At 55.7% G+C, this 26377-nt stretch carries 24 protein-coding genes; 13 read left to right on the top strand and 11 right to left on the bottom strand.

Translation table 11 applies throughout. The features are described 5' to 3' along the window. Positions 1-12 precede the first annotated feature (12 nt). Positions 13-879 carry an alpha-1,2-fucosyltransferase gene (locus ACVDG9_RS00595; protein ID WP_267480472.1) on the bottom strand — a complete coding sequence of 289 codons (867 nt, stop codon included), beginning with the start codon at positions 877-879 and terminating at the stop codon, positions 13-15. A 39-nt stretch (positions 880-918) separates the two neighbouring features. Then, positions 919-1680 (bottom strand): glycosyltransferase family 25 protein, encoded by a 762-nt coding sequence (locus ACVDG9_RS00590; RefSeq protein WP_168686585.1) that lies wholly within the window; start codon positions 1678-1680, stop codon positions 919-921. 310 nt (positions 1681-1990) lie between these two features. Between ACVDG9_RS00590 and ACVDG9_RS00585 the strand changes: the two genes are divergently transcribed. Then, positions 1991-2671: an FkbM family methyltransferase gene (locus tag ACVDG9_RS00585; RefSeq protein ID WP_447237051.1), complete on the top strand. Its 681-nt coding sequence runs from the start codon at positions 1991-1993 to the stop codon at positions 2669-2671. Positions 2672-2705: 34 nt separating this feature from the next. Here the strand turns inward: ACVDG9_RS00585 and ACVDG9_RS00580 are convergent, their stop codons facing one another. The 4 genes from ACVDG9_RS00580 to gmd form a co-directional block, all read right to left on the bottom strand. Continuing rightward, the gene (locus tag ACVDG9_RS00580; RefSeq protein WP_447237050.1) at positions 2706-3704 is read right to left on the bottom strand and encodes a glycosyltransferase family 10 domain-containing protein; all 999 of its coding nucleotides are present in this window, start codon (positions 3702-3704) and stop codon (positions 2706-2708) included. A 148-nt stretch (positions 3705-3852) separates the two neighbouring features. Beyond that, on the bottom strand, positions 3853-5031 hold the full coding sequence (locus ACVDG9_RS00575) for a DegT/DnrJ/EryC1/StrS family aminotransferase (protein WP_447237049.1): 1179 nt from the start codon (positions 5029-5031) through the stop codon (positions 3853-3855). Between the two features lies 1 nt (position 5032). After that, positions 5033-5956: a GDP-L-fucose synthase family protein gene (locus ACVDG9_RS00570; RefSeq protein WP_447237048.1), complete on the bottom strand. Its 924-nt coding sequence runs from the start codon at positions 5954-5956 to the stop codon at positions 5033-5035. Between the two features lie 29 nt (positions 5957-5985). Then, entirely contained in the window at positions 5986-7026 is a 1041-nt protein-coding gene (gene gmd / locus ACVDG9_RS00565) for a GDP-mannose 4,6-dehydratase (protein ID WP_447237047.1), read from the bottom strand. Between the two features lie 57 nt (positions 7027-7083). Between gmd and ACVDG9_RS00560 the strand changes: the two genes are divergently transcribed. Both ACVDG9_RS00560 and ACVDG9_RS00555 read left to right on the top strand, forming a co-directional pair. Next, entirely contained in the window at positions 7084-7386 is a 303-nt protein-coding gene (locus ACVDG9_RS00560) for a hypothetical protein (RefSeq protein WP_229005413.1), read from the top strand. A gap of 37 nt (positions 7387-7423) precedes the next feature. Continuing rightward, the gene (locus ACVDG9_RS00555; protein WP_447237046.1) at positions 7424-8167 is read left to right on the top strand and encodes a hypothetical protein; all 744 of its coding nucleotides are present in this window, start codon (positions 7424-7426) and stop codon (positions 8165-8167) included. A gap of 40 nt (positions 8168-8207) precedes the next feature. On the opposite strand, the gene ACVDG9_RS00550 is transcribed toward ACVDG9_RS00555, so the two are convergent. The 3 genes from ACVDG9_RS00550 to gcvA form a co-directional block, all read right to left on the bottom strand. After that, entirely contained in the window at positions 8208-8942 is a 735-nt protein-coding gene (locus ACVDG9_RS00550) for a hypothetical protein (RefSeq protein WP_447237045.1), read from the bottom strand. A gap of 97 nt (positions 8943-9039) precedes the next feature. Further along, positions 9040-9948 carry a lipid kinase YegS gene (yegS, locus tag ACVDG9_RS00545; RefSeq protein WP_022999229.1) on the bottom strand — a complete coding sequence of 303 codons (909 nt, stop codon included), beginning with the start codon at positions 9946-9948 and terminating at the stop codon, positions 9040-9042. Positions 9949-10214: 266 nt separating this feature from the next. Beyond that, the gene (gcvA, locus tag ACVDG9_RS00540) at positions 10215-11138 is read right to left on the bottom strand and encodes a transcriptional regulator GcvA (protein ID WP_022999230.1); all 924 of its coding nucleotides are present in this window, start codon (positions 11136-11138) and stop codon (positions 10215-10217) included. A gap of 157 nt (positions 11139-11295) precedes the next feature. Between gcvA and ACVDG9_RS00535 the strand changes: the two genes are divergently transcribed. Beyond that, on the top strand, positions 11296-12513 hold the full coding sequence (locus ACVDG9_RS00535) for an acyl-CoA dehydrogenase (RefSeq protein ID WP_152504934.1): 1218 nt from the start codon (positions 11296-11298) through the stop codon (positions 12511-12513). 121 nt (positions 12514-12634) lie between these two features. Next, positions 12635-13816: an NAD(P)/FAD-dependent oxidoreductase gene (locus tag ACVDG9_RS00530; protein ID WP_447237044.1), complete on the top strand. Its 1182-nt coding sequence runs from the start codon at positions 12635-12637 to the stop codon at positions 13814-13816. An 11-nt stretch (positions 13817-13827) separates the two neighbouring features. On the opposite strand, the gene ACVDG9_RS00525 is transcribed toward ACVDG9_RS00530, so the two are convergent. Beyond that, the gene (locus ACVDG9_RS00525) at positions 13828-14916 is read right to left on the bottom strand and encodes an N-formylglutamate amidohydrolase (RefSeq protein ID WP_447237043.1); all 1089 of its coding nucleotides are present in this window, start codon (positions 14914-14916) and stop codon (positions 13828-13830) included. A gap of 389 nt (positions 14917-15305) precedes the next feature. On the opposite strand from ACVDG9_RS00525, the gene ACVDG9_RS00520 reads away from it, so the two are divergent. Next, the gene (locus ACVDG9_RS00520; RefSeq protein ID WP_075284530.1) at positions 15306-16484 is read left to right on the top strand and encodes a pyridoxal-phosphate-dependent aminotransferase family protein; all 1179 of its coding nucleotides are present in this window, start codon (positions 15306-15308) and stop codon (positions 16482-16484) included. 257 nt (positions 16485-16741) lie between these two features. Here ACVDG9_RS00520 and pap read toward each other — a convergent pair whose 3' ends face one another. Next, a complete protein-coding gene (gene pap, locus ACVDG9_RS00515; protein WP_075283379.1) occupies positions 16742-18208 on the bottom strand; it encodes a polyphosphate:AMP phosphotransferase in 1467 nt (488 codons plus the stop codon). Here pap and ACVDG9_RS00510 point away from each other — a divergent pair. The 7 genes from ACVDG9_RS00510 to ACVDG9_RS00480 all read left to right on the top strand — a co-directional run bounded on the left by ACVDG9_RS00510 (position 18207) and on the right by ACVDG9_RS00480 (position 26306). Further along, positions 18207-18392 (top strand): hypothetical protein, encoded by a 186-nt coding sequence (locus tag ACVDG9_RS00510; protein WP_139314197.1) that lies wholly within the window; start codon positions 18207-18209, stop codon positions 18390-18392. The genes pap and ACVDG9_RS00510 overlap by 2 nt on opposite strands. A gap of 37 nt (positions 18393-18429) precedes the next feature. Next, a complete protein-coding gene (locus tag ACVDG9_RS00505) occupies positions 18430-20505 on the top strand; it encodes a bifunctional DedA family/phosphatase PAP2 family protein (RefSeq protein WP_447237042.1) in 2076 nt (691 codons plus the stop codon). A 329-nt stretch (positions 20506-20834) separates the two neighbouring features. Further along, positions 20835-21263, top strand: a complete 429-nt coding sequence (locus ACVDG9_RS00500) for a YeeE/YedE family protein (protein ID WP_447237041.1) — start codon at positions 20835-20837, stop codon at positions 21261-21263. A 4-nt stretch (positions 21264-21267) separates the two neighbouring features. Continuing rightward, on the top strand, positions 21268-21702 hold the full coding sequence (locus ACVDG9_RS00495; RefSeq protein WP_062491082.1) for a DUF6691 family protein: 435 nt from the start codon (positions 21268-21270) through the stop codon (positions 21700-21702). Positions 21703-21737: 35 nt separating this feature from the next. Further along, the gene (locus ACVDG9_RS00490; RefSeq protein WP_022999239.1) at positions 21738-22631 is read left to right on the top strand and encodes an MBL fold metallo-hydrolase; all 894 of its coding nucleotides are present in this window, start codon (positions 21738-21740) and stop codon (positions 22629-22631) included. Positions 22632-22758: 127 nt separating this feature from the next. Beyond that, a complete protein-coding gene (locus tag ACVDG9_RS00485; RefSeq protein WP_447237040.1) occupies positions 22759-24429 on the top strand; it encodes a bifunctional protein tyrosine phosphatase family protein/NAD(P)/FAD-dependent oxidoreductase in 1671 nt (556 codons plus the stop codon). A gap of 92 nt (positions 24430-24521) precedes the next feature. Next, entirely contained in the window at positions 24522-26306 is a 1785-nt protein-coding gene (locus tag ACVDG9_RS00480) for a SulP family inorganic anion transporter (protein ID WP_228870351.1), read from the top strand. Positions 26307-26377 lie beyond the last annotated feature (71 nt).

Raw genomic sequence — 26377 nt, 5'->3', positions numbered from 1 at the left:
ATGACATCTGATCTAAAGGCGTTCCCAGCCAGTTGGGATCAAGTCTATGGTTTTCATCGATTGGGAATTAAACCATTTGTGAGGCACAATTACGCGCTTATCCTTATTAGGGTTTAACCACGCGCCCCACCAGCTGAATGTACTATTTGCAGTAATATGGTTTTGGCAGACTGACATTAGGTACATGTCCTCGAAGTCATGGCCGTCTTCATTGGGCTCAACCCAAATGACATTGCAATCTAATTCAATATTTTTCTTAACCCAATCAATGTCATCGGAAAAAACAACTGGTGTAATCTCCGCTGAATTTTTTCTAATTTCTTGTATTGCCTTTGCGTACCATTCAGGTTCGCACGTTCCATGAAATGCGTTTGCCTTCGCGTTACTAACGTAATCACCCCGTCTAACGTGAATAGAAACAGGTTTTCTGGAAGCCCGTATTTCTTTACGGATTTTCTCTCGGCTTTGAGCAAGTTCTTTTTTAAGCACAAACTCCTTTCGGATATGGGTTTCGATATTTTTAAAATATTTCTCACTTTGCCAATATCCAGAAAAATAAGTCGATGTTTTCAAATTCAACACTTCGGGATTGAATGTGAACCCCTCTTCTTTCACATAATTTATTGATCTGCGATTTGTAAATGGAAACTTAAATTCTCTCTTTTTCTTCTTTACTTCATGAATTTCTTCTCTGGAAGCAATCTCAGCTTTTATGTTTAACCTATCAAGTAAAAATGAATGAGGTTTATAATTCTCGTAACTTGAAATATCCAATTTCAATGGCATGCTAGACTGCTCAGACAGTGATCGTCCCATAGCATACTGAAACATCTGATTGCCTAGCCCACCAGTTATTTGAACAATAATCAACTGACTTATACTTTCTCTGATACGTCTCTTTCCAGATATTTCGAAAAACTATTTATGTTTCCAACGACCTATATATGGAATGTTTACAAAAAATCGCCGCAAAGAGTCATTCAAACGAATGAAGCGAGTATTTTTCTTGAATTCTTTTGGACGACTACCGCGCCGTTTTCCTTGCCAAATTTCGGAATCAGCCTCCGAAGTAGCAACGTGCGAGACAGGGAAGGGTTGAATCCCGAAACTCTCAACGCCGTGACTCCAAAATCTATCCAAATGAACATCAACCGGTTCGTACCAAACTTCAGCCTTACTAATCAGCTTCTTTGCTGCAAGAGGTGAAAGTGCATATGACGATGTCCCGTGCGGACCTCGCTTAAAACGAACGATTTTTAGTTCTCTTATTTGCTCGCAGATCGCATATTTTCTGATTTTGTGTCCGGATAAACGGAGGAGACCGTATTCGTGAACTTTTTGAACAGCAAGCTCATATGCTGAATTGAAATTAAAGTTGAACTCAATGTCATCTTCTAAAATCAGAATTGGCTTATCTTTTTCAACGCAGAGCTGCCAAAGAAGGAAATGACTGGCATAACAACCAAGTTCCCCAGGCGCGAGTTCGAACCCATAATGCTTTAGCGCAGAACGCTCACTATATCTTACAAACAGGGGGTGATTTTCGATTCGACCATCAACCGCATCAAAAAACTCATAGGGAATGTTCAATGCATCAAGTTTCGTAGACATTTCAGATCTACGTTTTTCTGATCGCTCCAAGTTTACAACATAGGTGTCTATTGTTTTGAGCTGTTTCATTCGATGCGACCGTGCCATTTCGTTAATTGCTACCAACTAATACCTGTCGACAACGGCTCATACATACCACTTTCTTCACATTAAGGTTACACTGAAATACGGATGTCACCAAATAGCGCTCGTATTCGAAACATTTGTTGAAAAGGCCATTTTAACGCGGCGTATAATGGATAGTTGATCATATTTCTTGGTTATGTATAAAATTTGCAGTCGCACTAAGGCCTATTCTAGGCAATTGCTTCAGGCTTTAGTTGTGTGCAATTATCCTCCGATAATAACATTAAGCTCAACGCTAGGAAGATTTTTCGCAATGCTAAGCTGGATAAAACGTCTATTTCTTTTCCGTAAACAATCTTCACTTCAAAACTCGGAGAATGAAGCGCCCCTTACAGAAGTAAAACGGTGGTTTCGGGATAAGGGAGATGAGACATTGAGATTATCATATCCACTTAATGAGGATTCAACCGTATTTGATTTGGGAGGGTTTCAAGGTGACTTTGCAAACCAAATCAACATTCGGTACCGTTGCTACGTTTATTTGTTCGAGCCTAGCGTTGAGTTTTTTGAGAAATGTGAAAAAAGGTTTACTCAAAACTCAAAAGTACATTGTTTTAATTTTGGACTATCTGACGAGAACGGTCGATTTACACTCTCCAATGAAGGTGACGGCTCATCCATACTACATAAATCTGACGCTAATGGCATCGAAACTGTGACTGTTAAGAAATTTTCAGATGTTTTCGACTCTTTACATATCAAGAATGTCGATCTTATCAAGATAAATATAGAAGGTTCTGAATATCAACTCCTAGATCACATGATTTCGTCGGGGTTAATTGAAAAATTTGAAAATATACAAGTACAGTTTCATGATTTTGTAGATAATGCAAAAGAACTTCGGAACACGCTCACAGAGAAACTCTCGAAAACACATCATAGAACATGGTGCTATGAGTTTGTTTGGGAAAATTGGCAGAAAAACTCCAACTAATCTAATCGAACTGTTTTCTGCAAACAACAATTGGCTACTCGCCTAATAAATTTACAATCCTACGCGATAGGCGTTTCCGATATCGCTTGAGAGTTGAGGTATTCTTTATGAAAAACTTTTCCGACTCAATTTTTTTGTAACCTCCGTATTTATCTTGATTTAATGAGATGGCTATTTTGGCCAGAACAGAAAACAAATTGTGTTCAAACAAGACTCTTCGTCTACTTTCTTTTAATAGACTTTCGGATTCTTCAGCTAAACTCGAGTTAATAATATGCTCTATTTTAGAAATAGATTCTTCCGTATCACGAATGTCGATTTTTGATAGTGCGCCTTCTGGAAAGTAGTCATTTACGTTTGGACAACCGTGATATATTGGGTATGTCAGAGTTAAGAAAGGGTCTGAGAGTTTTTCGGTCCAATAATCTAAGATTGCGCAGTTTTCTAATGAGATATGATATTTATACTGTGAAAGAGTTTCCATTTTATCTGTAAACGAGCAAATGTTTCGGCCGAAATAGTCAATTCTATCTCCGAAATGACACTTAAGAGCGTCCACAAAGCGCAATCTCGCTCTATGTTCCTCCGTAAACGCCTTATCTGACGAAATTACAGAGATCAATTTAGATTTCTTAGGTTGGTAGTCCCTGAAAAAATCGAAGGTAAGTGGAAGATTACTTAATCGGTTGAATTCGCTCCAAACACCGACATGCCAAGGCAATCCAGGCTGCTGATAGACAGCATTTGGGTGTTGGCTAGTCTTGTCAGTCGTCACGATAAGGTCAAATTGTCTCAAGAAATTCGAAGAATATACTTTCACGTTCTGCGGTTCTGAAGCTATAAACACGCATTTTCGAGCTTTAATTTTGCCGCAATATTTTATTGGTAATGCATCAAACACAAAGAGTATATCACAATTTTCCAAATTATTGGAAAAATCAAAATAAACATTGTTCCAGATTGGTTCTAGATTGGGAAATTGACGCGTCCAAACCCAATTTTCCGACGAAGACACAAAAGCTGCTTTTATCAACAATATCTCCGCAAAGGTTTGAGGACAAAACCGCTACGATAGTTCGCGGACAATTCGATTAGCTGTTTAATATTACGATTCTCAAACATATCCAGCGAACCAAATCTCTTTTCTTGAATTGCAAATTACAACTCTCTGCAAGAATAAACTAAATTTGACCGTTAACAACCGCAGTCAGAACCCGATCCAATACTTCAAATTCATCCGATAGCGAGAAGTGATGATTTCCAATGAAGAACCCATTTTGGTCAAGATCATTTGCATTTTTGAGATCGCCATAAATTGAATAGTCAAACCACTTCATCGTTTGGTTTTTTGTAAAATTACCGGCGACGATAGGGCGTACTTCGATACCTGACTTGTTCAGTGCAGCAATGATCTGCCCTCTATCATAGCCCATGTCTGATTTGACGGTGAATGCGAACCCAAACCAGCTGCTCTGGCCAATTTCCCGTTGAATTCTCAGGAATGGGTACTTTTCCATCAAATCACGAAACTTTTCAGCATTCCTCCGACGCTCAAGCACCATGTCTGGAAGCTTCTTAAGTTGTTCGAGCCCTATTGCGCCACTCATCTCCAAAGGGCGTACATTGTATCCAGGTAAAATGAACCGGAACGATTCCTCGAATGGATTATCGCTCATTGGGGCGACATGATTTTCTTTTGGTAAGTTACGCGTCCAACCGTGTGCACGAAGGCAAAGAAGAATATGATATAGTTCTTCGTCGTCGGTAGTGATCAAGCCACCTTCCATTGTGGAGATGTGATGGCTAAAGAACGAACTGTAACTTCCCATGAGTCCGAACGTACCAGCTTGTTTGCCATCAAAAAGTGCACCTAAAGACTCGCAGTTGTCTTCTAGTAGCAAGATGTCCCTGCCTTCGACAATTTTGTTTATAGCTGTGAAGTCATTGGGATTTCCGAGTAGATTTACAACCATGATGACTTTAGTTGCGGGCGTGATTGCCCCTTCCAACTGTTCCAGGTCGTAATTCAGAGTTTCAGCATCGACGTCAACGAACCTCAGTTTCAGCCCATACTGATAAAGGGGATAGTAGGTGGTACTCCAGGACACTGCGGGGACAATTACTTCCGTGCCCGGCAGAATGGGTGCGTTCGACCTATATCGCAACGCCGCAACCATGAGCAAATTTGCAGAAGAGCCGGAATTGACCATCACTGCATGATTACTGCCTACAAATCTTGCAAATTCCTGTTCAAACTCAGCGACTTTTTTCCCCATTGTGAAAATGCCGGACTCAATTACTCGCTGAAGCGCCTCATATTCACGCTCGTCCCAGGTTGTACTTGCAAGTGGGTAATTCATTTCATTCTCCAAGGGACAGGAAATATTCGTAGGTCTGGCGAATACCGTCATTCAGGCTCGTCTTGGGCTTCCAGCCCATTTCGGACTGCAGGCTGACATCTAGCAATTTTCGCTTCATGCCTACCGGCTTGGTCAGATCATGCGTAAATTTGCCGGAATAGCCTATAACATTAGATGTTATTTCGTAGTATTCATTAATGGTGAAGTCTTTTCCAACACCAACATTTGCTACCGTCGGCAGCTTCTCAAACTTACCCAAGAAGAAAAATATTGCGTCCGCCAAGTCCTCTGCAAACATGAATTCTCTGCGCGCTTCTCCTGTTCCCCAGATCTCAACCGTTTTGTTTTTGGCAAATGTTGCCTGATGAATTTTGCGTATGACAGCAGGGACCAAATGGGAGACAGCAGGATCAAATTTATCGAAGCGTCCATACAAGTTGCATGGAATTATTGTTTTATATTGAAACTCTGGCGTTTCACGAACGATGTATTCGCAAAGCCTTGCAACGGCACACTTGGCAAGAGCGTAGCCCTCATTGGTGGGTTCCAATGAGGCGCTGAGGACTTGAGCTTCTTTGAGGGGCGTGTCCTGATCCTTGGGATACATACAAGAACTGCCGATATTCAGGAGTTGAGGAACACCTGCAGACCGAGCAGCCGTAATCAAGTTGCTGCCCATATTCCAATTGTCGGTCAAAAAGCGGACTGGGCTCGCGATATTGGCTTGAATTCCGCCAACGACGCCGGCGGCGTGCACAATGATGTCCGGCTTCTCTCGCTTCAGAAAAGCTTCGGTTTGGTCGAAATCCAGAAGATTGAGTTTCGAGCTGTCGGGAGCAATAAATTCAAAGTTGTCGGGTCGCTCATGCGCGAGCAAATTCTTCCCAACCATACCGGAACCGCCGGTCAGCAAAACTCTTGGCATTATAGTCTGAATCCCTGAAGCATTTAAGGCTAAGGCTTCATTTCCCGAAGATCGCTTGTAACCATTTCCGAAATGAGATCGCGAACACTTCGATCATGCTTCCAGCCCAGTCTTTCGAATGCTTTCGTGGCATCACCAAGCAGTAGATCGACTTCGGTCGGACGGAAGTACCGAGGGTCGATCTCCACAACAACCTTTCCGGTTGCCGCATCGATCCCTTTTTCATCTACCCCGGAACCTTGCCAATCTAACGCGATATCCACTTCAGAGAATGACCAATTCACAAAATTACGCACCGAGGTAGTCTTGCCCGTCGCCAGAACATAATCATCCGCCTTGTCCTGCTGCAGCATCAGCCACATGCCGCGGACGTAGTCTTTTGCATGCCCCCAGTCACGTTCGGCGTCCAGGTTGCCAAGGTAGAGCTTGTCCTGAAGGCCCAGCTTGATCGCGGCGGCGGCGCGGGTGATCTTGCGGGTCACGAAGGTTTCGCCGCGGATCGGGCTTTCGTGATTGAAGAGGATGCCGTTGCTGGCGTGCATGCCGTAGGCTTCGCGGTAGTTGACGACGATCCAATAGGCGTAGAGCTTTGCCGCGGCATAAGGGCTTCTTGGATAGAAAGGAGTGGTTTCCGACTGCGGAACTTCCTGTACCTTTCCGTAGAGCTCAGACGTGGATGCTTGGTAGAAGCGCGTTTTCTCGCTCAATCCAAGAAGCCGGATGGCCTCAAGCAGGCGCAGGGTACCGAGAGCGTCCGCGTTTCCCGTGTATTCCGGGGTTTCAAAAGATACCTGAACGTGGCTCTGCGCGGCGAGGTTATATACTTCGTCCGGTTGCGTTTCCTGCATGATGCGGATGAGGTTCGTGGAATCCGTCATGTCACCATAGTGCAGGTGCAGCTTCACATCACGGTCGTGCGGGTCCTGATAGAGATGATCGATCCGTCCTGTGTTGAAAGACGATGACCGTCTCTTGATGCCGTGAACCGTATAGCCTTTCTCTAGCAGCAGTTCTGCGAGATAGGCGCCGTCCTGGCCAGTGATCCCCGTGATGAGAGCTGTTTTTTGCATCGGACTCTTTTGTCTCAATCCAGTTCCGTGAGAGCTTCTTCAAGAAGCAATGCGGACGTGAGTTTCATTTCTGCGGCGCTGGTGTTTGAGAGAGTTCGCAAACTGTGGGTCATTCGCTGGCGTCCGACCGGCACCTCAATTCGCACCGAAGATTCCGGCGTTATAGTCGGTTCCAAAATCAAAAGAAAGAGAACCCTGACTTCCGAATGCTTTGAACATGTGCTGGCAACAGCAAAAGTCATAATGATATGGCAGCGCGCAGGTCAAAGATCGCTGGCGTTCGGGCTGATGGCTTGGCATAACCGCGACGGGAACGACCCGCCAGGCGAATTCAGGCGATTTCAAGCACGGGTGGATTAACGGTGGTCATTTCCGGCTTCATTTGCAGACAGGTTTGATGACAGACGCAGTGAAAATCGACGTACTCCTCGTTTCGGGGGCAAGGCCTGAGCTGTTGGAGAAAACTCTGGCAAGCTTTTCACAGCGGTTGTTCAGGCATTTCGAGATCGGAACGCTTTACGTCAACATCGATCCCTTTGAAGGCGGACCTGTGGAGGTTGATGCCTGCGAGGAGATCTGCAAACAGCATTTTGCCAATGTCGTCACCCGCAAGCCTGACAAGCCTCACTTTACAAAAGCAATCCGCTGGCTCTGGCGACAGCCGGTTGCGGACTGGTGCTTCCACCTGGAAGACGACTGGGTGCTGAACCGGGATGTCCGTCCCGAAGAAGTCAGAAAGGCAATGACACGCGACGTTCGCCAGATCAGCCTGATGACCCGGGAAAAGAACTGGGGCTACCGGTCCTTCTATCATTATGAACCCGGCCGCAGGACATTCCTCGGAATGGATCTCGGCAAGGGTCTCAACAAGAAGCGGCCGATCTTCGGAACCAGCCCCTCCTTCCTGCACAGCGATTTCGCTGCAAGATGTGCCGAGCTGATGGATGAGACACTCGATCCGGAAAAACAGCTGAACTACATGAACCCAGACCTGAATGCCTTTACCGCACAATTCAGGAACAGGTTCATCGGCGCGCGGCGAGACTATGTGGCGATCGACATCGGCCGGGAACACCGCGATGCACTTGGGATAACCAAGGAAGTTATCGATGGAAACAGCGTCTGGAGCCGGACAGAGTAAGGCGCATCTTGAAGCACACAAAATACTGTCGCACTTGAGGTCAGCTGAAAAAGACGTTCCGTGTTGCCGGCGTATCGAAATCGAAGCCGAACAGTTCGATTTCGGTTTTGTACCAGTCGGCGACGATCCCGATATTCCTGTCGGTGTAGAATTCTCCCTGGTCGGCACGGGCATTGCGGGAGATATTGCGCTGTTCGAGCGTGTCATCTGCCCCGAGATATCTTGCCAGTTCCGGACCCAGTTTTTCCTGACGCAGGATATTGACCGCAACCTTCCCCCTCTCGTCGATCACATAGTCGCTTTGCGGGTACCAGCCGAGCGAGGCGCGGTGCCAGAAGAAATCAACCTTGCCCCACTCGTGGCGCGTCTCCAGAAATTCCTCGAACCCCTTCACCGTCAGATCGAATTCCGCCTCGTGGGATCCGCTTGTCTGGAGGTAGAACTTGAATCTGGAAAAAGTCCGTGCCCAGGGGTTGCGAACAACCGCAAAAGGCACCGTGCCGGCACGCACCGAAAGGTCGATATCCCGCAGCCGGGCATGTTCGTAGCCTGGATGAAGCCCGCGATCCCTCATGAAGGTCATCAGCGCGTTTGCATAAGCCTTGCTTTTCAGGCGGCGCCGGTTGGCAAGAACCAGATTGCCTTCCAGCGCCTTGGCATGGCGCACCGACATGCCGCCGTTCTTGGGAATGTGGACGAGCAGGTGTTTTTTCGGCACCAGCCCCAGCCTGGCAGGCGCGAACTTGAGGAAATTCTTGAGCTGGTATTCGTCCATGCTGTCCGTCTCTTGAAAGCCGTGCCCTGCGCCTTCCCGCACCTTGCACGGCTGACGGAAAGACGTCGTTTCAGCCTGCTGCCGGGCGCGGCGACCGTCAGCGCCTGAGGTCGATCTGGTGGTGCCTTATCCCAATCTGCCAGGACTGTCCATTCATCGGCTCGCCGTCCAGATTGAACTGCACGGGCTGCTGGGTCTCGATTTTCAGATTGCGCACCTTGCGCTGGATCGGGCCGCCGTTGATGTCGTCAACGCCGCTGTCCAGCAGCACCGACAAAAGGTCGATCACCTTGCCCGACTGCGGGAAGGGAACGATGGTCAGATCGAGAAAGCCGTCATCGAGCTTGGCATCGGGGCACAGCCGAATGCCGCCGCCAGCGCGGCGGCCATTGCCCACAGCGAGGGCCAGGAACGAGCCCTCCCAGGAGAAATCATCCGCCTCGATACGGGCTTCGCAGGCCGAAAGTTCCGAAAACCGCTGCAGACCTGTGAAGAGATAGGCAGCCCCGCCAAGAACGCGCTTCAGGTTCGGGTCGGTCTGTGATGTCACCTGTGAACCAAAGCCGCCAGTTGCCATGTTGATGAACACACAGCCGTTGACCTCGCCAATGTCGGTCGGTTTGGCGGATGCGCGCACGGCAAACCTCAGGCAGGAGGTGATGTCCGCCGGATCAAGGCCAATGTGATTGGCAAAGTCATTTGCCGTTCCAAGAGGCAGAACCGCAAATGAAAAGGGAGGTTTTTCCCCTTCGGGCAAATCATGCAGGGCCGCATCCAGAACCTCGTTCAAGGTGCCATCGCCTCCGCCGCTGACAAGCGTGTCGATCCGCTCGCTCTCGTGATCGCGCAGGGCATCGCGAACCAGTCTCTCGACATCGCCGGCCTCATAGGTCACGCGAACGGAGACATTGTGGCCCATGGACCGTACGGCCTCCACCGCACTGCGGACATCGTCACGGCCGGCGGACTTGCCATTGAGGATCAGGCGCAGATGGTGCTTTTCCAATTACGTCTCCTTGTACCTGCTGCTTTCCTACACGAGCAGGGAAAATTGCCATCAGGCATGGCAGCAGATCATAACCCGGGGCCGGGCTATGGCAGTTTGAAAGCGGGACTGGTCTCTCCGAATGGTGCCTTTGAGCAAAACGCCGGCAAGGTGCAATCGTTCCGCTGAAAAGTGGGCCATGTGCCCGCCGGTTTCAATTTCTGCCGATCACTAAAAAGTCGGGTCCAGGGGAACCGTCGTGGGGACGCACTGTCTTGACGCCTGCTTCAGCCCGGCAGCATTGTTTCCCGGCGCGTCCGTGCGGTGCGGGCTTCCTCCATCAGCCATTTTCGGAATGCAGACACCACCGGCCGCATCGTCCGGCCCTCCGGATAGACGAAATAATACGCCGTCTGCTGTGACAGGGAGAGGTCGAAAAGCCGGACGAGACGTCCTGAGGCCAGTTCCGCCTCGACGAAAAAACGCGGGATCAGCGCGGCTCCGGCGTGGTGGATCGCAGCCTCGGAGATCATGACGAACTGTTCGAAACGCGCGCCTTGGAAGGCGGCATCTGTTTCCACGCCTGCAAGATCAAACCACTGCCGCCAGGCAAGCGGGCGTGTTGCAAGCTGCAGGCGCGGCACGCGGGCAAGATCGGCAGGTGTGCGGATCTGGTGCCGATCGCGAAAGACGCGTGAGGCAACGGGGATGACTTCCTCGTCGAACAACCGCTCGGCGATCGCCCCCGCCCAGACCGGGTCGCCGTGGTGAATGGCGCCGTCAAACGGCTCCTCGTCGAAATCGAACGGCTGCAGACGCACACTCAGATTGAGGCCAGCATCCGGATAGCGGCGCCCGAAATCAGCAATCCGCGGTGCCAGCCAGCGGGTGCCAAAGGTCGGCAGAACCGCGAGGTTGAGAACGTCCGCACTGCCGGCATAGGACATCACCTGCCGCGTGGCCGCGGTCATCTGTTCCAGCGCTCCTCGGATGTCGTGAAGGTAGATCCGGCCTGCGTCGGTCAGGACAATGCGCTGGCGAACCCGCCGGAACAGCTCGACGCCCAGCCTGTCTTCCAGCTGGCGAACCTGCTTGGACACTGCGCCCTGCGTCAGGTGCAGTTCCTCCGCGGCGCGGGTAAAGCTCAGATGCCGGGCGGCACATTCGAACGCGATCAGCGTGTCTGCCGGCGGGACGAAGGCGCGCCGCATGGCAAATTCCCCTACTTCATTCCATTTCGTCATGAATGATGGACGAGGTTTCGCTTTTACGCAAACGGATTTGAGGCAAGACTAGAGGAAATAGAATGACCCTGGCCGTCTAGCGGCCGCACATCATTGGCCGGATCACGGCCTGGGAGACACGACCATGAACGCACCCGCGAATGTTAAGTCCTCACCGGCCGGTGGCGGCTCCTTCGACTGGCAGGACCCGTTTCACCTGCGCGACCAGCTGAAGGAAGACGAACAGCTGATCCAGGATACGGCTCGCGCATTTGCCCAGGAAAAGCTGCTGCCGCGCGTCATTGAAGCCTACCGCGAGGAAAAGACCGACCGGGGCATTTTCAACGAAATGGGTGAACTCGGCCTTCTGGGCGTCACCCTGCCGGAAGACTACGGCTGCGCCGGTGCATCCTATGTCGCTTACGGCGTCGTTGCCCGCGAGATCGAGCGTGTCGACAGCGGCTATCGCTCCATGATGAGCGTGCAGTCTTCGCTGGTCATGTACCCGATCTATGCCTACGGCTCGGAAGAACAGCGCCAGAAATACCTGCCGAAACTGGCAAGCGGCGAGTTTGTCGGCTGCTTCGGCCTCACCGAGCCCGATGCAGGTTCCGATCCGGCCGGCATGCGCACCCGCGCGGAAAAGATCGACGGCGGCTACAAGCTGACCGGCTCGAAGATGTGGATCTCGAACGCTCCGATCGCAGATGTCTTCGTCGTCTGGGCGAAGTCGGAAGCTCATGACGGTGCCATCCGCGGCTTCGTGCTCGACAAGGGCATGAAGGGCCTCACCGCACCGAAGGTCGGCGGCAAACTTTCCCTGCGTGCCTCCATCACCGGTGAAATCGTCATGGACGGTGTGGAAGTGGGTGAAGATGCCCTGTTGCCGAATGTTTCCGGCCTGAAAGGCCCGTTCGGCTGCCTCAACCGCGCACGCTACGGCATTGCCTGGGGCGCAATGGGCGCTGCAGAAGACTGCTGGACCCGCGCCCGTCAATATGGCCTCGACCGCGAACAGTTTGGCCGCCCGCTGGCACAGACCCAGCTCTTCCAGAAGAAGCTGGCGGACATGCAGACCGAAATCACGCTCGGCCTGCAGGCAGCGCTGCGTGTCGGCCAGCTGTTCGACGCCGGCAAGGTGGCGCCGGAAATGATCTCGCTGATCAAGCGCAACAACTGCGGCAAGGCCCTGGATATCGCCCGCCAGTCTCGTGACATGCACGGCGGCAACGGCATCCAGGAAGAATACCACATCATGCGCCACGCCCAGAACCTGGAAACGGTCAACACCTACGAAGGCACGCATGACATTCATGCGCTGATCCTCGGTCGTGCACAGACCGGCCTGCAGGCGTTCTTCTAAGACCCTGAAGTCATGACATTTGACGCGGGCGGCCAAGCCGCCCGTCTCTCGTTCGGTTCTCTTGAAAAGGGTTTGCGTCAGCAGGCCCGTTGTTTTTCCTGACAGCGCTTGAGGAGGCTCCATGGCGGACCAGACTGCGGATGTCGTCATCGTAGGGGGAGCCGTCATGGGCTCGTCCGTCGCCTGCCACCTGGCCATGCGCGACGATTTTTCCGGACGCATCGTCGTTATCGAGGCGGATCCCGCCTATGAAACCTGCGCTTCCGCGCGTTCGGCAGCGTCCATTCGCCAACAGTTCTCCAGCGCCATCAACATCGAGATTTCGCTTTACGGCATCCGCTTTCTGCGGGAGATCGGAGCAGCGCTCAACGTGAACGGCGACAAGCCCGCTATCGATCTTCACGAGGGTGGCTACCTGTTTCTGGCAACGCCCGACAAGCTCAATATCCTTCAGGAAAATCACCGCCTGCAGCAGCAGCTCGGCGCGGACATCGCTTTTCTTGACCCGGACGGTCTCAAGGCGAAGTTTCCCTGGCTGGAGGTTTCCGACCTTGCCGCAGGCTGTCATGGCGTCACAGGCGAAGGCTGGTTCGACGGCTATGGCCTGATGCAGGCCTTCCGCAAGAAGGCCCGGTCGCTGGATGTCGACTACATTGCCGCAAAGGCCAGGGTGGCATCCGACGGCAATGGCGGCTGGAGCGTTGAGCTATCGACGGGCGAGAGACTGTCGACACCTGTCGTCGTCAACTGCGCCGGAGCTTCCGGCGGAGCCGAGCTTTGCCGTCAGGCCGGAATGGACGTTCCGATCGTTTCCAAAAAGCGCTGCGTCTTTACCTTTGAATGCAAGGACAAGCTGGAGCGTTTTCCGCTGCTGATCGATCCGAACGGCACCTACGCGCGCCCGGAAGGCACCGGTTACATCTGCGGTTCGGCGCCGCCTGAAGATCGCGATCCGGACTGCCACGATTTCGACGTCGATTATGGCCTTTTCGAAGAACATATCTGGCCGACACTGGCAACGCGCGTTCCCGCTTTCGAGGCAATCCGGCCGGGGGCTGCCTGGGCCGGCTGCTATGACATGAACCTCTTCGACCACAACGCCTTTGTCGGCGCAGTGCAGGGGCTGGACGGGTTCTATCTGGCACTCGGGTTTTCAGGACATGGCCTGCAGCAGTCACCCGCGGTTGGGCGCGGCCTTGCGGAACTGGTCGTGACAGGCGGCTATCAGACGCTGGATCTCTCGCCGCTGGCGTTCGACCGGCTGGCTGCCGGAACACCGATTATCGAAAAGAACGTGGTCTGACCGTCTAAAGCTTACTCGGCCACCAGCAAGGGCGTGACAGGTCCGTCCTCGACCTTGCTCGTCTGGGCGCTGGATACCTTGGGCAGGGTCAATGGATTGGCAGGGCTGATCTCCGCCTTTTCCGGTGCCGCGTCAGGCGTTTCCGCCGAAATATCGTCCGGGATTTCTGCCGCGCCTTCCGTCAATGCTTCGGCATTGTCGGTAACCGGGCCAGCGTTGCTGCCGCTGTCTTCAGCGTCCATCGTCTCCACCAGAGGCTCTTCCACCGGCAAGGGCAGGCTTTCAATCTGGTTCTGACCAGATGAAGCACCGCCCACCGACGTCCAGTCCACCAGCCGGGTCATTGCATCCTGCAGGACGGCCGTCAGACGGGCCATTCGCACCTTGTCCGGCTCGAAAGGCGGTGATTCATGGCGCAGGTAAGAGCGTTGTGCCAGCAGCAACGTCATCGCATGCAGGCCGCGGTCCGGTCGACCGAACGTATGGGTGATGAAACCACCCTGGGTCTGCTCATCGACGCTGACCGTATACCCTTCCCGCCCCTTGAACGAGCCGACCAGCACATTGCGCAGGTCCGGATCACACGACTTTCCGTCCGCCGTGCCGATACTGACCAGCGGCAGTCCATTTTCGGTCACGCCCTTGATGTTCGAACGCATGGACTGGCAATCCAGCACGATCACCTTGCGATGACTTCGCAAAAGCCGGTCGATCTGGCGGCGCAGGGCCTTGTGGAAGGGCGTATAGAAAAGCAGCGTGCGTTGTTCGATCTCGGTCGGGCCAGGTTCTTCGCCTTCCTGATAGATGCGCTTGCCATCCAGCGTGGTGGCGGGACACAAGGCGCGCGCTGGATCCTGCGCAGCGCTGACAGGTGTCTTGGGATCGCGGTCCAGATCGACAACGTAGCGGGAAATGGTGGAGCGCAGCACTGTCGCGCTCAACTCTCCGTGAAAGTCGAACACGCGTTCCAGGCGCCAGGCGAGATCGGCCTGAAGACGGCCCGTGGCGTTCAGTCTTTTTTCGACAGCGTTCGGGATCTCCGTGCCCGAATGGGGCAGGCAGACAATCAGCGGGCTTTGTCCTTCTTCAACCAGGATCATGCTGCAACGCCTAAACGACGAGACCAAACGGCCTCTAACTTGGAGAATTTACTTAACGGAAACAAGACATTTTCTTTACAACCAGAAGACACGTAACCACACCCGCGACAAGGCATGGTCGAATAGATCATTGTTTCCAGCAGCTTGCCAACCCTTATTGCCTGCACCGCTTCCGGGTGAAAGCCGTTTCCGGTCCGAAGCTCTCTTTCCCACACTATTTCGCGGTCGCACAAACCATCGTATCGCGCATGTTAATCCGGCGAGCTGACCAACTGGCGTCTTGACGGATGCCTGCAGGCGGGCAATTTTCACAGCAACACATTCTTTCGGCGGCCAAGGCTGCCCTATCCCCTTCCGTTCAGGATCTGCCTTCAAACGAGGACCCGGCCATGACGCTTCGCAATGGCAAAGAATTTCTGATGATTCCAGGACCAACCAATGTGCCGGAGGAAGTCCTGCGGGCCATGCACCGACCTGCGGTAGACATTTATGAAGGCCCTTTGCTGGAAACGACCGGGTTCTGCCTGCACGGTTTGCAGCGGCTGTTCCGGACCGAAGGCAAGACCTACATCTACGCAGCCAACGGTCATGGAGCCTGGGATGCCGCCCTGTGCAACACGCTGAAGCGTGGCGACAAGGTGCTCGTGCTGGAGTCCGGCCGCTTTGCCCTTGGCTGGGGAGAAGCTGCCAACGTGCTGGACCTCGATATCGAGGTTCTGCCCGGTGCCTGGGACAAGGGGGTCGACCCTGCCCACCTGCAAGAACGGCTGAAACAGGATACCGCCCACGAGATCAAGGCCATCCTGGTGGTTCAGGTCGATACGGCCTCCGGGGTCTGGAATGATATTGCCGCCTTGCGCAAGGCGATCGACGCAGCTTCACACCCTGCCCTGTTCATGGTCGACACCATTGCCTCGCTAGGCTGCATGCCGTTCGAGATGGACGCCTGGGGTGTCGATGTGGCGCTGACGGGATCGCAGAAGGGCCTGATGTGCCCGCCAGGCCTCTCCTTTGTTGCCGCCGGCCCGAAAGCGGACAAGGCACATGAAACGGCGGAGCTGCGGACCAACTACACTGACTGGACTTTCCGGCAAGGGCCGGAGCACTACCAGAAATACTGCGGAACGCCGCCCGAGCACCTTCTGTTTGCCTTTCACAAGGCTCTCGATCTCATTTTCGAGGAAGGGCTGGAGAAGACCTGGCACAGGCATGCCCTTCTGGGTGAGGCAACCCGGCGGGCGGTTGCGGTCTGGGCGGAAAAGGGCGCGGTCGACTTCAACATCACCGACGCGCATGCCCGCTCGAACTCCGTCACCGTTGTGCGGTTCAACGAAGGCGACGTGGCGGCGCTAAGGACCTTCACCAAGGAAGTTTGCGGCGTCACCATCGGTGGAACGATCGGCGAATTGTCCGGCAAAGGCATCCGCATTGCCCACATGGGCCACGTCAACGCCGTCATGCTGCTCGGCACGTTGTCAGCCATCGAACTCGGCTTCCAGAAACTGGGCATTCCCCATGGGCGGGGCGGAGTGCAGGCGGCGATGGATTACCTGGCTGGGGCTCTCTGAGAACGGTGGCACGCGTCCTGGAAAGTGTCGAAATGTTGAGCGCGATCGCCGCCCATTCCACACGGGTTCAAATGCCTGGCAATGCTTGCTGAGCAGCATTTTCACCTGTCCCTTCAGCAAAACGGTCCTCATCCTGAGGAAGCGCGCAGCGCTGTCTCGAAGGATGGGCGGCATAATCCGGTACAAGCGGCCCATCCTTCGAGACGGACCTGACCGGTCCTCCTCAGGATGAGGGTCGTTTTGAAGTCTTTTTCTTCCTAAAGCTTTTCCTCCAGCCGGTCGCAGATCGTTTTCAGAACCTTGATCCGGGCATGGCGCTTGTCTTCGGAGGAGACCAGCGTCCAGGGGGCATAGTGGGTTGATGTGCGATCGATCATGTCGCCGGCCGCGATGGCGTATTGGTCCCATTTCAGGCGATTGCGCCAGTCGTCATCCGTGATCTTGTGCTGCTTGTAGGCAGTGTCCTCGCGCGCCTTGAACCTGCGCAGCTGCTCGTCCTCGGAAATAGCGAGCCAGAATTTGCAGACAATGTAGCCAAAGTCCGTGAGTTCCTGCTCGAACTCGTTGATTTCGTTGTAGGCGCGCAGCCAGTCGTCGTGTCCGGCGTAGCCTTCTACACGCTCCACCAGCACGCGTTCGTACCAGGACCGGTCGAAGATGGCGAAATGTCCCTTGGCCGGCACGCGCCGCCAGAAGCGCCACAGATAGGGGCGAGCCTTTTCCTCGTCGGTCGGTGCCGAGATCGGGTGAACCTTGTAGATGCGCGGATCGAGCGGACGGATCACCCTGCGGATCGCACCGCCCTTGCCGGCGGCATCATTGCCCTGAAACACCAGAACAACACCCGTCTTGGACAGGGACTTCATGTCCGACAGATCGGACAGTTGCTTCTGGTACTTGTCGCGAAGCTCTTCGTATTCCGACTTCTCCAGCTTTTCCGTCAGGTCGATGGTGTCGACTGCCGTTTCGCGCTTCAGCCCGCCGACCACGGGAGGTGCGGCAATTGAATGCGGTTCGCCGTCCTCCAGCTTCAGCTTCATGGCATTGGCAACCGTTTGTGCCAGCGCGGCATCGCGGTACTCGGGATCCTGCGAGGGGATGACAAACCAGGGCGCGTAGCCCTTGCTGGTTTCCAGAATGATCTTTTCGCCGGCCTCGCTCGCCTTCTTGTGGTGCTTCAACGCTGCCCAATCGGCCAGCACATGGCGCGCGGCATGTTTTTTCTCGATGTGCTTCAGCCGTTCTTCCTGTTCCTTCTTGGGCAGGTAGAACCAGAATTTCAGGATCAGCACATCCTCGTTGGCGAGCATTTCCTCAAACCGGCGGATCCGGGTCAAGGCCTTGTCGAAGGCGTCCTCGTCGATCTTCTTGTAGATCCAGTCCCGCAGAACGGTCTGATACCAGCTCCCAAACACGATGGCCGTCTCGCCCTTGGGCGGCAGATCGCGCCAGTAGCGCCACAGCGGCGGGCGCAGCCGGGCCTCGTCCATCAATTCGCCATAGGCGTTGCAGACAAGATGGCGCGCATCCATCCAGCCATAGAGCCGGGCAACCGCTTCGCCCTTGCCCGCGCCATCCAGGCCATCAACCAGGATCATCGTCGAAAACGGCTGTTTCTCGACAACGGGCAGCTGGGCCGCCAGCAGCGCCTCGCGCAACTGCGGCTCCAGTTTCTTGAAGGTTTTCTTGTCCATGTTCTGCGGCAGGCGGGCGGATTCAAACATGAAGACCTCAAAAGAAAAGACGCACTGGCTGCATCTTGAAACACCCGCACTTAAAAAACCATCTCTTGCTTCAATGTTCCCGAATGGCAGGAGATTCCAATTTTTCGCTATCGGATGGAAGAAGGCGCAACTATATGAAGCGGTAACCGTTTGCTTCACGTCTTTGAAGGCACCCGGCATTTGACAGTTTTTCACTTTTCTCGACCAACACGACCGACCCCGTGACCGAATTTCTTGATCCTGTTCTGACCTTCATCGCGGAAAACCCGTCCCTGGCAGGTCTGATCTGTTTTCTGGCCGCCATGGGCGAAGCGCTGTTCCTGATCGGCCTTTTCGTGCCGACGACGGTGGTGCTGGTGGGCGCCGGAACGCTCGTCGGGCTCGGCAAGCTGGATCCCGTGCCGCTGTTCATCTGGACGACCCTGGGAGCGACCGCAGGCGATGCGATCTCCTACTGGATCGGCTACACCTTCAAGGACAAGATCAAGACCATGTGGCCGCTGAACAAATATGCGGACATTGTGGAAAGCGGCGAGAATTTCTTCAAGAAACACGGTGGCAAGAGCGTCTTTATCGGCCGCTTCGTGCCTGGTGTAAAATCGGTGGTTCCAGGCATCGCCGGCATGGCCGGCATGAATTTCACCCGTTTTTCGGTGGTCAACGTCACCTCCGCCTTCGCCTGGACGATCGTGCATATTGCCCCCGGGATCATTGCAGGTTCCGCACTTGATGCCATCGGCCAGATCAGCGGACGGCTGGCCCTGGTGCTCGGCGCTCTCCTGGTCATCGTCTTCCTGGCGGTGATGCTCGGCCGCTGGATGATCCTGATTGTCCTGCCGCTGTTTCCCAACACCCATGCGGCCATCGTCAAACGCTTCGCCAGGCGTCAGGACCGGGTATCCCAATGGATCGCGCGCAATTTCGACCCCGCGCATCCACGCTCGGCAGGCATGCTGGCCTCCGCGCTGATCCTGCTGATTTCCTTGCCGGCCTTCTTCTGGATCGTCGGAGAAATCGCCCCCGGCGAACCGATGGTGCGGGCCGACCTTGCCATCCTGAACCTGTTCGACAGCCTGCGCACGCCGGTCGGCGACCGGATCATGGTGTTCGTGACATCGCTCGGCGACGGGATTGTCGTTACCGCCGTCACCGTTGCGGTTGCCGCCTATCTGTTCCTCAGGAAAGCCTGGCGACGCGGCATCGGCTTCGTCATCGCGATGGCCGGCACCGCCATGTTCGTGCCCCTGTTCAAGCTGATGCTGCATCGCTCGCGGCCGATCGAACTTTATGCCGGTGCCGACGCCTACAGTTTCCCCAGTGGCCATGCGACGCTGAACGCGGTGCTCTACGGCATTTGCGCCGTGTTGATCGCCCACGATCTCAGCCGTTGGGCCAAGGCCAGCATTTTCACCATAACCGCGACACTGGTCATTACCATCGGCTTTTCGCGTGTCTACCTTGGCGCCCACTGGATGTCGGACGTCCTGGCCGGACTGTTGTTCGGCATTGGTATGGTTTCGGCCTTCGCCTTCGTGTTCGGCCCGATCCACAACGAGAAGATCGGCCGGACGACACTTGCCGTCATCGTCGTTGCTACGCTCGGCATCTTCGGCACCTGGCACCTTTCAGGTACCTATGACAAGGCACTTCAGATCTATGAGCCGCGCACCAACACCGAAGCGCTGACAGCAACGGGCTGGCTTGCAGGCGGTTGGCGGGCACTGCCTGCTGAGCGGATCGAACTGAATGGCGATACCGAGGAACCGCTGGTGATCCAGTACACCGGGTCCCTGGACCGCTTTGCCCAGGCTGCAGAAGCCGATGGCTGGCAGAAACCACCAAAATGGTCCCTCTCGAGTGCAGGCGGGTTCGTGGAAGGCAAGACACCGCCGGATTCCCTGCCGATCCTGCCTCGAAGCCAGAACGGTCGCCAACCGTCTCTCGTTCTCATCCGCAAGGATCATTCCGCCAACGCAGACAAAAGCGGACGCTGGGTGCTGCGGCTCTGGCCAAGCCGCTATGCCATCCTGCAAGCGGGCAGTCTGCATCCGCTTTACCTCGGTAGCGTGGTACATGAGGATATCCTGCGCCCGATGGGCGAGTTCTCCGGTCCAAAAACGGATATCGAAACTCCGGACCTGACCGACAATCCGGCCCATCTGCTGCCTGGCGCGATAACGCGAAAGCGAGCGGACGGGACGGAAGTCGTGCTCGGCTTCAGCTATGGTCCGGTACCTCCGGCTGCGTCCGGGGTTCCCGCAAAAGATACGCCCGTGGCTGCACCGCAGGCTCAGTAATCTCGCCATCGCAGCAGTTCGGGTCTGGTGCCTGCAACACGTTCCGGACCAGCCCCTTGCGCTGGTTTAGAGACGGTTGAACTGTTGAGCCTCCACACAACGCGGTCCCAAAAATGTCCTAATAGGCCGCCATTCTCTTGCGAGACATATTCGGATCCAGGCTTCGCTTCACGCCAAAAGATGCCGTTATTCCAGCGGGTTAGGCACCAATGGCCGAGTTTGTTTTTCGCGTGTCAGCTCCCCGTTCCCGGAAAAGCGATCGAAAATTACCCCTTGATACTTTTTTCGTATATTCATATATTTGAATATATCGTAATCAAGGGCACATCATGACTGACTTTACACCCCTTATGAGTTTCCTGGGTGGAACGCTGATCGGCGTTGCCACGGTTGCCCTGATGGCCGTGCTCGGGCGCATTGCCGGCATCAACGGCATTGCCAGCGGCTTTCTGACCACGCAGTTCAACCAGGACTGGGCCTGGCGCGCCGCCTTTCTGGCCGGCATGGTCGCCAGCCCGCTGATCATGCTCGGCATAACCGGGCAGCTGCCGGAAATCACCGTGCCGTCCTCCCCGCTGCTGCTGGTGGTCGGCGGTTTTCTGACCGGTATCGGCACGACCTATGGCTCCGGCTGCACGAGCGGCCATGGTGTCTGCGGCATCTCGCGCCTGTCGGCACGGTCCATCGTGGCAACCGTCACGTTCATGGCAACCGCGGGTGTGACCGTCTACCTGACCCGCCACGTCTTTGGAGGATAACGGCATGAAACTTCTTTCCGCTTTTGCCATTGGCCTCCTCTTCGGCTGCGGCATCCTGATCTCGGGCATGGGCGACCCTGCCAAGGTCCTGAACTTCTTCGATGTGGCCGGCACCTGGGACCCGAGCCTTGCCTTCGTGATGGGCGGTGCGCTGCTTGTCACGGCCATCGGCTATCGTCTGGTCTTCCGGATGAACACGCCGCTGCTGGCACAGGGCTTCAACCTGCCTTCGAGAACCGATCTCGACGCCAAACTGATCGGCGGCTCCGCGGTTTTCGGCATCGGCTGGGGCCTGAGCGGTTTCTGTCCGGGTGGTCTCGTTCCGGTGCTGGGTCTGGGCATGGAGCCTCTGCTGACCGCCGGTGCTATCGTTGCCGGCATCTTGACCGCAAGATGGATGATCGCCCTCGGCCATCGCCAGCAACCCGCAAAAGCCTGACCCGGCTCGGCCGGCAAAACAAACGGGAGATTGTTATGAGCAACTCAAACTATCCGGTCGACATGGGTGTCAAACCTGACGTCACACCCTTTTTCGATCCGGCCACCAACACGATCAGCTACGTGGTCAAGGACCCGGCTTCCAACGCCTGCGCCGTTGTCGACAGCGTGATGGATATCGACTACGCCGCCGGCCGCATCACCTATGACCATGCCGATCAGATCATCGCCTATATCCGCGAGAAGGATCTTAAGCTGGAATGGCTGATCGAGACACATGTTCATGCCGATCACCTGTCGGCAGCGCCGTATATCCAGCAGAAACTGGGCGGCAAGCTGGGCATCGGCGACAAGATCACCGTCGTCCAGGAAACCTTCGGCAAGGTGTTCAACGAAGGCACGGAGTTCCAGCGCGACGGCAGCCAGTTCGACCGCCTGTTCCGTGACGGGGACGTCTATCAGATCGGCGAGCTGACCGCCTTTGCCATGTATACGCCCGGCCACACTCCGGCGTGCATGGTGCATGTGATGGGCGATGCCGCCTTTGTCGGCGATACGCTGTTCATGCCCGACGGTGGCTCGGCCCGTGCCGATTTCCCGGGCGGTGATGCGGCAACGCTTTACGACAGCATCCAGAAGGTACTGGCCCTGCCGGACGACATGCGCCTGTTCATGTGCCACGACTATGGCCCGAATGGCCGCGACATCCAGTGGGAGACCACGGTGGGTGCCGAGAAGGAACACAACATCCACGTCGGTGGCGGCAAGACGAAAGAAGAATTCGTCAAGTTCCGCACGGAACGCGATGCCCAGCTCGACATGCCGAAGCTGATCATCCCCTCGCTGCAGGTAAACATGCGCGCCGGCAAGCTGCCGCCCGCGGATGAAAGCGGCAAGACCTTCCTGAAAGTGCCGGTCAACGGCCTCTGATCGAGGCCATTGAACGGCCCCTCTAGCAGAACCGAAGCAGGCGGCTGATCCCCGTGTATCCACGCGAGGCGGGCGTCTGCAGAAAATCGGTCGAGACTTCATCGCCGGGAGGAGGCGGACAGGACCCATGAAAGCAATCAATTCCCAGATATCGGTAGCTCCCCAGGTAAAACCCGAGGACATGGCCGACTTTGCACAACAGGGCTTTCGCTCGGTGATCTGCAATCGCCCCGACGGGGAAGGTGCCGACCAGCCCTCGTTCGAGGAAATCGAAGCGGCTGCCGGCAAGCTCGGTATGGAAGCGCGGTATCTGCCCATCGTTGCCGGCAAGGTGGGCGATACGGATGCCGAAGAGTTCGGACGATTGATGGAAAGCCTGCCGAAACCGATCCTGGCCTATTGCCGGACCGGTACGCGCTCGGCAACGCTCTGGTCGTTGTCCCAGGCCGAAAAGCTGCCGCTCTCCGACATCCTCTCCAAAACCAAGGCCGCCGGCTACGACATGGCTGGCGTGGTGCGGCGCATCGCCAACGGCGGCCGCACACCGACCGAAACTGCCGAGGATGCGCGTTTCGACGTCGTCATCGTGGGCGGTGGCGCGGCCGGCATCTCGGTGGCCTCCAGTCTGCTTTCCCGCAAGTCGGACCTGGAAATCGCCATCATCGATCCGGCAGACGTTCACTACTACCAGCCCGGCTGGACGATGGTCGGCGGCGGCATCTTCGAGGCCTCGGACACCGCCAAGACCATGGGCTCCCTCATTCCGAAGGGCGTTCACTGGATCAAGTCGGCAGTCGCCGCCTTCGAACCGAAGGACAATGCCGTCGTTCTGGACGGCTGCCGAGTGGTCAAATACGGACGGCTGGTGGTCTGCCCGGGCCTGAAGCTCGACTGGCACAAGGTCGAAGGCCTTGTCGACACCCTCGGCAAGAACGGCGTGACGTCCAACTATCGATACGACATGGCTCCCTACACCTGGCACCTGGTGCAGACCATGAAGGCAGGGCGGGCGCTGTTCACCCAGCCGCCCATGCCGATCAAATGCGCCGGTGCGCCGCAAAAGGCCATGTATCTTTCGGCAGACCACTGGCTGAAGTCCGGCACTCTGGACAAGATCGACATCCAGTTCATGAATGCCGGCGGTGTACTGTTCGGCGTGAAGGACTATGTGCCTGCGCTGATGGACTACGTGAAGCGATACGATGCCGGCCTGAACTTCTTCCACAATCTGGTTGCCGTCGACGGGCCTGGCAAAAAGGCCGTCTTCGAGGTGAAGGAACCGGAAAAGGATCCACGCCAGGCGGAAGTCGAGTTCGACATGATGCATGTGACGCCGCCGCAGACAGCACCCGATTTCATTCGCGTCTCGCCGCTGGCGGATGCCGCCGGCTGGGTCGATGTCGACCAGTCCACGCTGCGCCACAAGACCTTCGACAACATCTGGTCGCTCGGCGATGTGATGAATGCGCCGAATGCCAAGACGGCCGCGGCTGCGCGCAAACAGGCTCCGGTGGTCGCGGAAAACATCGTTTCCGATATCGCAGGGCACAGCGCGACGGCCCAATATGACGGCTACGGCTCCTGCCCGCTCACCGTTGAACGTGGCAAGATCGTCCTGGCCGAGTTCGGCTACGGTGGAACGCTGTTGCCGAGCTTCCCGCGTTGGCTGGTGGACGGGACCAAGCCAACGCGCACCGCATGGCTCCTGAAGGAGCGAATCCTGCCTCCCATTTACTGGCGTGCCATGTTGCGCGGCAAGGAATGGCTGGCCAAGCCGGAAAAAGTATCGGCAGCATAACAAACCCGGAAAACGGGCCCATCGTACCAACCTGCAACTCGAGCCGGTTTCCCGGCTCGAGTTTTTACCAGCCCCGACAAAGGCCAAGAAAAATGATCCGCCTAAAGCGCTATCTGCCCATTCTCGACTGGGGCAAAAGCTATGACAGGGAAACGGCGACAAACGATCTCGTTGCGGCGGTGATCGTGACGATCATGCTGATCCCGCAGTCTCTTGCTTACGCGCTTCTGGCTGGTCTGCCGCCCGAAGTCGGCCTTTATGCATCCATCCTGCCGCTTGTCGCCTACGCCCTGTTCGGCACCAGCCGAGCGCTGGCCGTCGGGCCGGTTGCCGTGGTCTCGCTGATGACGGCTTCCGCCGTTGGCGAACTGGCCAGGCAGGGCACCCCGGAATATCTGGGTGCAGCCATCATTCTCGCTTTCCTGTCGGGCCTGATGCTGATCGCCATGGGCCTGTTCCGGCTCGGCTTCCTGGCGAACCTCCTGAGCCATCCGGTGATTTCCGGCTTCATCACCGCGTCGGGCCTGCTGATTGCGTCCAGCCAGCTCAAGCACATCCTCGGCGTCAAGGCGAACGGGCATACGCTTTACGAAATCCTCGGCTCCATCCTGCAGCACCTTGGCGAGATCAACTGGATCACCTTCGCAATCGGCATATCGGCCACGGCTTTCCTCTTCTGGGTGCGCAAGGGCCTGAAGAAGCTGCTGCTCGGCATGGGAATGAAACCGTTTTTTGCCGATATCCTGACCAAGGCCGGGCCGGTGGCAGCCGTAGCGGTGACCACGATCCTGTCCGCCGTCTTTCAACTCGGCGAGAAAGGCGTGCGTGTTGTCGGGGACATTCCCTCCGGCCTGCCGGTGCCGCATCTGCCAGCCTTCGACAGCGAATTGTGGCTGGCGCTTGCCGGTCCCGCGCTGCTGATTTCGGTCATCGGGTTTGTGGAATCCGTCTCCGTTGCGCAGACGCTGGCAGCCAAGAAGCGTCAGCGGATCGAGCCGGATCAGGAGCTGATCGGCCTCGGCGCCTCCAACATTGCCTCCGCCATTTCCGGTGGCTATCCGGTCACCGGCGGGTTCGCCCGCTCGGTTGTCAATTTCGATGCCGGGGCAGCGACCCCGGCGGCTGGTGCCTTCACCGCCGTCGGCATTGCGCTGGCCACCTTGTTCCTGACCCCGCTGCTGACGCATCTGCCGCAGGCAACTCTGGCCGCCACCATCATCGTTGCCGTGCTGTCGCTGGTTGATCTCGGCGCGATCAAGCGGACGTTCGCCTATTCTAAGAGCGATTTCGCGGCCATGGCCGCGACGATCCTGATCACCCTGTTCTTCGGTGTCGAGCCGGGCGTGGTGACCGGCGTTGCCCTGTCGATCGCGCTTTATCTCTATCGCAGCAGCCGGCCGCATATGGCAATTGTCGGCGTCGTGCCAGGAACCGAGCACTTCCGCAATGTAGACCGGCACGCCGTAGTGACGGGGGACCGGGTGCTGACGCTACGGGTTGATGAAAGCCTGTTCTTTGCCAATTCTCGGTTTCTGGAAGACCGGATCTATGCACTGGTAGCCGAAAAGCCCGATATCGAACACGTGGTGCTGATGTGCCCGGCCGTGAACGAGATCGACGCCAGTGCCCTGGAGAGCCTTGAGGAAATCAACCACCGTCTGTCGGATTCCGGTGTTTCCTTCCACCTTTCGGAGGTGAAGGGACCGGTGATGGACCGACTGAAGCGGACCGATTTCCTGAAGCATTTGAGCGGGCAGGTGTTCCTCAGCCAGTATGACGCCCTGTGCACGCTCGACCCGCTGACGGCGCATATCTCGGAAAGCCGCACGCCGAAGAAGACCGCGAAATCGAACCTGTGGAGCGGGCCGGAGATCTGATCCGGCTCCGGCTATTTTGCTGTGAGAGGGTCGAACCGGTTGTTACCGCATTTCTGTCCGATCCACCGCTC

It is taken from the genome of Roseibium sp. RP-7 (assembly GCF_053005225.1).
The sequence above is the reverse complement of the archived record's forward strand: the minus strand, read 5'-3'. Positions and strand labels throughout refer to the sequence as shown.